Consider the following 6,665-nt stretch of genomic DNA (forward strand, 5'->3'; position numbering starts at 1 on the left):
TCCGAATGTTCCGGGAAGATGACCCTCTGGAGGGTGACCCATTCGGGGCCGCCGTCGACGCCGGGCTGGCCGAGATGGGTTTCCGCGCTCACGCGTCCACTCCTCCGCTTTCGATATCCGCGCCGCTTTCGAAGTGCGGCCGGATCTTGTTGTCGAACATGGACAGCGCCGAACCGATGGCCATGTGCATGTCGAGGTACTTGTAGGTGCCGAGCCGGCCGCCGAAGAGGACATTCTTCTCCGCTGCCGCGAGGTCGCGGTACTTGAGCAGCTTCTCGCGGTCCTCCGGGGTGTTGATCGGGTAGTAGGGCTCGTCGCCCTTCTCCGCGAAGCGGGAGAACTCACGCATGATGACGGTCTTTTCCGTCTGGTAGTTGCGCTCGGGGTGGAAGTGCCGCGGCTCGATGATACGCGTGTACGCGACGTCGGCGTCGTTGTAGTTCACTACGGAGGTGCCCTGGAAATCGCCTTCGTCCAGCACTTCTTCTTCGAAGTCGATCGTCCGCCAGGAAAGGTCGCCCTCGACGTAGTCGAAGTAGCGGTCCACCGGGCCGGTGTAAACCACCGGGATCTTCCCGACGACCTTGGACTTCGAGTACTCGTGCGAGTCGTCGAAGAAGTCCGTATTCAAGCGCACCTCGATGTTGGGGTGCTCCGCCATCTTCTCGATCCAGGCCGTGTAGCCGTTCGTCGGAAGGCCCTCGTACTTGTCGTTGAAGTAGCGGTTGTCGTAGTTGTAGCGCACGGGGAGGCGGGAAATGATGCCGGCAGGCAGGTCCTTCGGATCGGTCTGCCACTGCTTGCCGGTGTAGTGCTTGATGAAGGCCTCGTACAGCGGGCGGCCGATCAGCTGGATGCCCTTGTCGTTGAGGTTCTGGGGGTCCGTGCCGGCCAGTTCCCCGGCCTGCTCCTGGATCAGGGCCTGGGCCTGGCCCGGGGTCAGGTTCGCCCGGAAGAATTGGTTGATCGTGGCCAGGTTGATCGGCAGGGAGAAGACCTCGCCCTTGTGCACGCCATAGACCTTGTGGACGTAGTTGGTGAAGGTCGTAAAGCGGTTGACGTACTCCCAGACCCGCTCGTTCGAGGTGTGGAACAGGTGGGCACCGTAACGGTGCACCTCGATCCCGGTCTGTTCTTCTGTTTCGCTGTAGGCATTGCCGCCGATGTGGTGCCGGCGGTCAAGGACCACGACCTTCAAGCCCAGCTCAGTGGCGGCCTGTTCTGCGATTGTCAGGCCAAAGAAGCCCGACCCGACGATAACGAGATCAGCGGTCACAAATTCTCCTGGTTCGAATGCGGGCAGCCCAATAGGGTGCATTGGGCTGCAGACCAAGCCTACCCGAGATGCTCCGCCCGCATTCCGGCGCCCTGGTTCCGTGGTTGTCCACATAGCGGCATTCCTCCCTCGAAGCGCGACGTCGGCGGACCTACTTTGGGAACGGGCGCACGGCCGGGAAGAAGGAAGGAAGAATCAATGCCATTCCATTGCACTCTCGTCCGCGGCCCGCTCTCCCCGGTGCGGCAGGGACCTGTCGAGCTGACGGTGGAGATCGACGACGGCGGCCCGGGCTCGGCGGTCCAGGCCGCCGTCGCCGGGCGTTTCCACACCGGCGAACTGTCAGTGTGCGGGCAAGCGCTTTCGTCTTTGACGGTCGGCCAGCCGCCGCTCGTGGCAGGCGCGGTCCTGGTTGACCGGGCAGCAGACGGGCCGGTTCCGGGTGCCCGGTCCCGCGGTCCGGCTGTGCTGCAACTTCTGGTGCACACGGGCCCGGGAGCCGGTCTCGTTGTGCCGCTCGAGCGCGGCAGCCATTCGATCGGTAGGGGCAACTGCGCCATCACGGTTCCTGATCCGGAGATCTCCCGCACCCATGCCGTCCTCACAGTTTCCGATACGTCAGTTACCCTGCGCGACAACAGGAGCTCAAACGGGACAAGGGTGGACGGTAACAAGGTCCGCACCGCCGTCATCTCCACGGGCTCGCTCATCCAATGCGGCAAGTCCCTGATGACGGTCGTCTTTGACGGCAGCACCAGTGCTTCAACGCTGGGGTCCGCCGGGTACGGGACGGAAGATCCACTGCGGGTTCCGCGCCGCCCCGAGCCGCCGGGCCGCTTCAACCTCGTTCTCATGGCAGGCCTGCCCCTCCTGCTGGGCGTCGCTTTGGCGCTCACCACGGGGACTTGGATGTTCCTTGCGTTCACCGGCATCTCAGCCATCGCGGTACTGATCCCGCTGATAGCGGGCGGCAAGGAGCGCCGGACCTTCAACGCAGCGTTGCGCACTGCCGAATGCAAGGACCGGGAACGAAGGGAAGAGGCGGCACCTTCGGCAGCAGACATCGTTTTCGCCGCCCGGTCTGCCTCGTCCGGGACAGGGGGCCGGGACGGGCAGCCGTCCCGCAGCACCACCTCGCCGGCCCCGGACCCGATGCGCCCGGAGAAACAGGCCGAAGCGGACAGTGCCGGCGGGATAGCGCTGCGCATCGGAACCGCACAGCAGCAAGCACGCATTGTGCTCGACCCGCCGGACCCGCTCTTCAAACCCCCGGTCCTGCGCGACTCCCCGGTCACCCTGGATTCCGGCATCCGCGATATTCCGGTCACCGGCTCCGTGGCCAGTGTTGCCGGCCTCTTCAACTTCCTGCTGATGCAACTCGCAACGTTTCCGCATGCGCTTTCTTCCCCAGTGGTCATCCACGCTCCAGCCGAGCTACTCCCACTGAGTGCCCGCTTCCTGCCACGGACCACCCTGTGCGCCGACGCTGACGCCGCCCTGGAAGCAATCTCCAGCTCCGCGGCAGCAGGATTCCTATTCCTGCCGGGCCCCCGGGAACTGACCGACACGCCTCTGCGCGCGGCAGCGAACGCCGCCGGGTGGACGGTGATCCGCCGGAGCGACGGCAACGATACCGAACCCGTCATCGACCTTGGCCACGGCTGTGCCGAACTCCGCGGCACTGCGGGCAGCGTCCCCTTTAATCCCGACCTCGTAAACCCCGCGGTCTTTGATTCCTTCTGCAGGCTCCTTGGGACGGTCCCTGCCAAGTCGGCGGGCAACACCGCAGGGCTCCCCGCCAACTGCAGCCTTGGCGACCTCATTCCGCTGGACCTGCCCTCAATCCGCAGGCGCTGGGAGGAAGCGGCGGAGCATCCGGGGCTGCCGGCTGTCATCGGCCGCGGGGAACTCGGGGCGCGGACCCTCGACCTGGTCGAGGATGGCCCGCACCTGTTGGTCGCAGGAACCACCGGCGCTGGCAAGTCGGAGCTCCTTCGGACCATCGTCGCGGCACTCTCCCTCACCCATAGTCCCGAGCGGGTCAACTTCCTGTTCCTGGATTTCAAAGGAGGGTCCGGTCTTGGCCCGTTGGCAGCGCTCCCCCATTGTGTCGGCCTCTTCACGGACCTCAAGCGCCGGGGTGTAGACCGGACCCTTGTTTCCCTGCGTGCAGAGGTCCGCCGGCGCGAACAACTGTTGGCTGAGGCCGGGGTCGAGGACCTCGTGTCCTATCGTCTGAAGGCCTGTCAGGAAACGTCCGCCGGCCGCCGGTCCGGGCTCCGCGCCCTGCCGCGCTTGGTCATCGTTGTCGATGAGTTCCGGATGCTCATTGAGGACTCCCCGTCGGCTCTTGCCGAACTCATGAGGGTTGCTACGGTCGGCAGGTCACTGGGGATTCACCTGATCATGGCGACGCAGCGGCCCCAAGGCGCCATAAGTTCGGACATCCGCGCCAATGTCACCACCAGCATTGCCCTGCGGGTCCAGTCCGATATGGAATCCCGGGACGTCATCAATTCCCCCTTGGCGGCCAGCATTCCCATATCGCGCCCCGGCAGGGCCTACCTGAGCAGGGGGGCCGAAGAAGCCGAACTGTTCCAGACCGCCTCGTTGACGGGTCCGGCGGCACCTGCGCACGGGACCATCGTGGCCCATGAGGCGGTCGATGCCCTCAGGCTCCGCCTGGCGGGCGCGGAAGGCGGTGGCCCTGAAGCCCGCGCAACCGCCCGGCATTCCACGGACGGCGGGCGGGCGGTGGTCGACGCGGTCTGTGATGCATGGTCCGGCCTCGGAAAGGAGCGGCCCCGCAGGCCGGTGGCGGAGGAACTCCCTGAAACCGTCCGCTTGGACGCCTGGTTGGACGGGGCAGGCGGTGAATCCCTAGGCGGCCGTCACGCAAACACCAGCTCTCCCGCCGGGTTCCTGGGCGTCGTCGACCTTCCGGACAGGCAATGCACCGGCCCGCTGTTCTGGCATCCCGCGGCGCACGGGCATTTGGCACTCCTTGGTCCTCCCGGCAGCGGCACCGAAGGCGCGTGTCTCTCGATTGCCTCGCAGCTGCTATCGGCTCGGGACGAAGTCCATTGCTATGTCCTGGACGGCGACGCCTCTTTTCCGGCGGGACCTCTGCCGGAAAGAGTGGGTTCCCTGGTGTCGACCCAGGAGCCGCGACGGGCTGTCCGGGTTGCCGAACGCATCGCGTCGGAGATTGCGGCGCGGCAAGGCAACGGGAGCGAAGGGCAGGTGCCATTGCTGCTCGTCATCACCGGCTGGGGATCGTGGCTTGCTCTCTTCCGCGCAGGACCCCTCGCATGGGTCGAGGACCTCATCCATGGAATCAGCCGGGACGGGGCCACGTCGGGGGTTCATCTCCTGGTGACGGGAGACAGGGAACTGACGGCCTCCAGGCTTTACGGCTCCTGCCCCAACCGTGCCTATTTCCCCCGGGGAAGCACCGAAGAGAGCCGCGCCGCGTGGCCGCGGTTCCCACCGCTCGAGCCATTGCCGGCCCGTGCCATGGTCTGCGGACCATTGCTGGGTGAAGGGCTGGCGGAGGCCCAGTTCGCCACACCGTCCAGGGGAGAGCCATGGCCGTACAGAGCGGTGCCCGGTCCTGTGCGTCCGGTCTTCCGGGTGCTCCCCTTGCCCCGGAAGCTCACCTTGGGTGAGGTCGTCGCCCGAGCGCCTGACCGTGCCGCGACGGACCCTGCCGGCGGGCCCGCCCAGGCCCTCCTGTTGGGCCTGGGCGGAGACGAACTCGAACCGGTGAGTCTCAGGATTGGCCCCGGCGGGGTCGCGCTTGTCCTAGGGCACCCCGGCACCGGCAAGTCGGGCCTGCTGGACGTGTTGCCCTCCCTGAATCCAGGAATCCTCTGGCTGCGCCCCGCTCCCGGCTCCGATCCCGGGGTTTTTTGCTCCGAATTGCACGCCCAGGCGCGGGCGGGTTCCGTCGATCCGGGCTCGGTCGTCCTGATCGACGACGTCGACAGGCTGGGAGGCGAGGCAGCCGGACTTGCGGCGGCCCTGCCGTCCCTCGGCGTCAGGGTGATCGCAACCGCCACCTACAGCCAGGGCCTCCTGCAGCGAACTCCCCTGGCCACCCACGCTCTGAACGAAGGACGGGGAATCCTGCTCTCGCCCCGGCAGCCGTCGGATGGCGACCTCTTCGGGATCCGTCCGGAAACCGGCCCGAAAGTACCCGGGCGGGCCGTACTCGTCCAGGACGGGGAGACTCAGGTTTTCCAGGTCCCCGTTGCGGGGCCGCCGGAAGCAGCGACCTGAACCGTTCACAATGCGGCCGAAGAGCCCCCGGTCCTGGACGCGAAAGCAAGGACCTTCTTTTCAAACAGGAAGCCAATCGTGGCCAGGGCGGGCACGATCATGGCGAGACCGGCCAACGGCAAGCCGCCGGTCATGGTCGGAACCCCGATGGTCAGCACAAACAGTTGCGCCACAAGCGCGGCGGCCCTGGTCCAGCGGTATCCGCGGAACAGGAAGTGCCCCACCGCGAAAAGCCAAGCCGAAAAGACAAGGAGCAGGCCCAGGGTGAAAACGGCACCCCAGAAGGACGCTACGGGCGCGCCACTGACGAGTTGGAAGGCGTAGAGACCGGCCGCCGTGAGGAGGGCCAAGGCTTCAAGGACGACGACAATCGAGATGACGATGATCCCCACGGGCCGGGGACCAGCGCCTGCGAGCCCGGGGGAACCGTCCGTGCGCGGCGCGGCCGCGTCCTCATGGAATGGCTCGTTGGCAGGGTTCTCAGGGGGTATTGACACACTGGCACCCTACCGGACATAGTCAAATACCGTTGGCCGGACCGCCAACTGATGTGATGCATCGCTCATGCTTTAGGGGCATTTCTGAGGCTTGAACCCCTTGTTTACACGGCGTTAACATGACACGCTTGATTCAGACGACCAAGGGGGCCCATTGGGTCCCCTTTTCCTATGAAGCCTCTCGTGAATATTTTCACAAGAGGCTCGACTAGTTCTGACGAATGGAGTGACTGATCAGCATGGATTGGCGTAACCGCGCAGCCTGCCTCGACAAGGACCCCGAGCTTTTCTTCCCTGTGGGAAACACTGGACCGGCCCTTCTCCAGATCGAAGAAGCAAAGAGCGTATGCCGCCGCTGCCCAGTCGTGGATACCTGCCTCCAGTGGGCGCTTGAGTCCGGCCAGGACGCCGGCGTCTGGGGCGGCATGAGCGAAGACGAACGGCGCGCCCTCAAGCGCCGCGCGGCCCGCGCCCGCCGCGCTTCCTAGCTGCAGAGCTGCCTGGCCGGAAATTCCTGGCCAAGCAGCCCTGCTCCCGGGCAGGTTGCAGGCCTGGGGTACACACAAACGAAATTGACGTGGGGCGGCCCGGACCAAATGGTCCGGGCCGCC

At 65.9% G+C, this 6,665-nt stretch carries 4 protein-coding genes; 2 read left to right on the top strand and 2 right to left on the bottom strand.

Annotated elements, in window-relative coordinates:
* Positions 1 to 88: 88 nt before the first annotated feature.
* Positions 89 to 1,276: a UDP-galactopyranose mutase gene (glf, locus tag DWV11_RS15850; RefSeq protein ID WP_115789883.1), complete on the bottom strand. Its 1,188-nt coding sequence runs from the start codon at positions 1,274 to 1,276 to the stop codon at positions 89 to 91.
* Between the two features lie 198 nt (positions 1,277 to 1,474).
* On the opposite strand from glf, the gene DWV11_RS15855 reads away from it, so the two are divergent.
* Positions 1,475 to 5,557, top strand: coding sequence for a type VII secretion EssC family protein (locus DWV11_RS15855; RefSeq protein ID WP_115789884.1), 4,083 nt, complete (start codon positions 1,475 to 1,477; stop codon positions 5,555 to 5,557).
* Positions 5,558 to 5,562: 5 nt separating this feature from the next.
* Here DWV11_RS15855 and DWV11_RS15860 read toward each other — a convergent pair whose 3' ends face one another.
* Positions 5,563 to 6,054: a hypothetical protein gene (locus tag DWV11_RS15860; protein ID WP_425452071.1), complete on the bottom strand. Its 492-nt coding sequence runs from the start codon at positions 6,052 to 6,054 to the stop codon at positions 5,563 to 5,565.
* Between the two features lie 239 nt (positions 6,055 to 6,293).
* On the opposite strand from DWV11_RS15860, the gene DWV11_RS15865 reads away from it, so the two are divergent.
* Positions 6,294 to 6,542 carry a WhiB family transcriptional regulator gene (locus tag DWV11_RS15865; RefSeq protein WP_003804966.1) on the top strand — a complete coding sequence of 83 codons (249 nt, stop codon included), beginning with the start codon at positions 6,294 to 6,296 and terminating at the stop codon, positions 6,540 to 6,542.
* Positions 6,543 to 6,665: the final 123 nt, after the last annotated feature.

The sequence above is a fragment of the Arthrobacter silvisoli genome (assembly GCF_003369445.1).
GTDB lineage: Bacteria > Actinomycetota > Actinomycetes > Actinomycetales > Micrococcaceae > Arthrobacter > Arthrobacter silvisoli.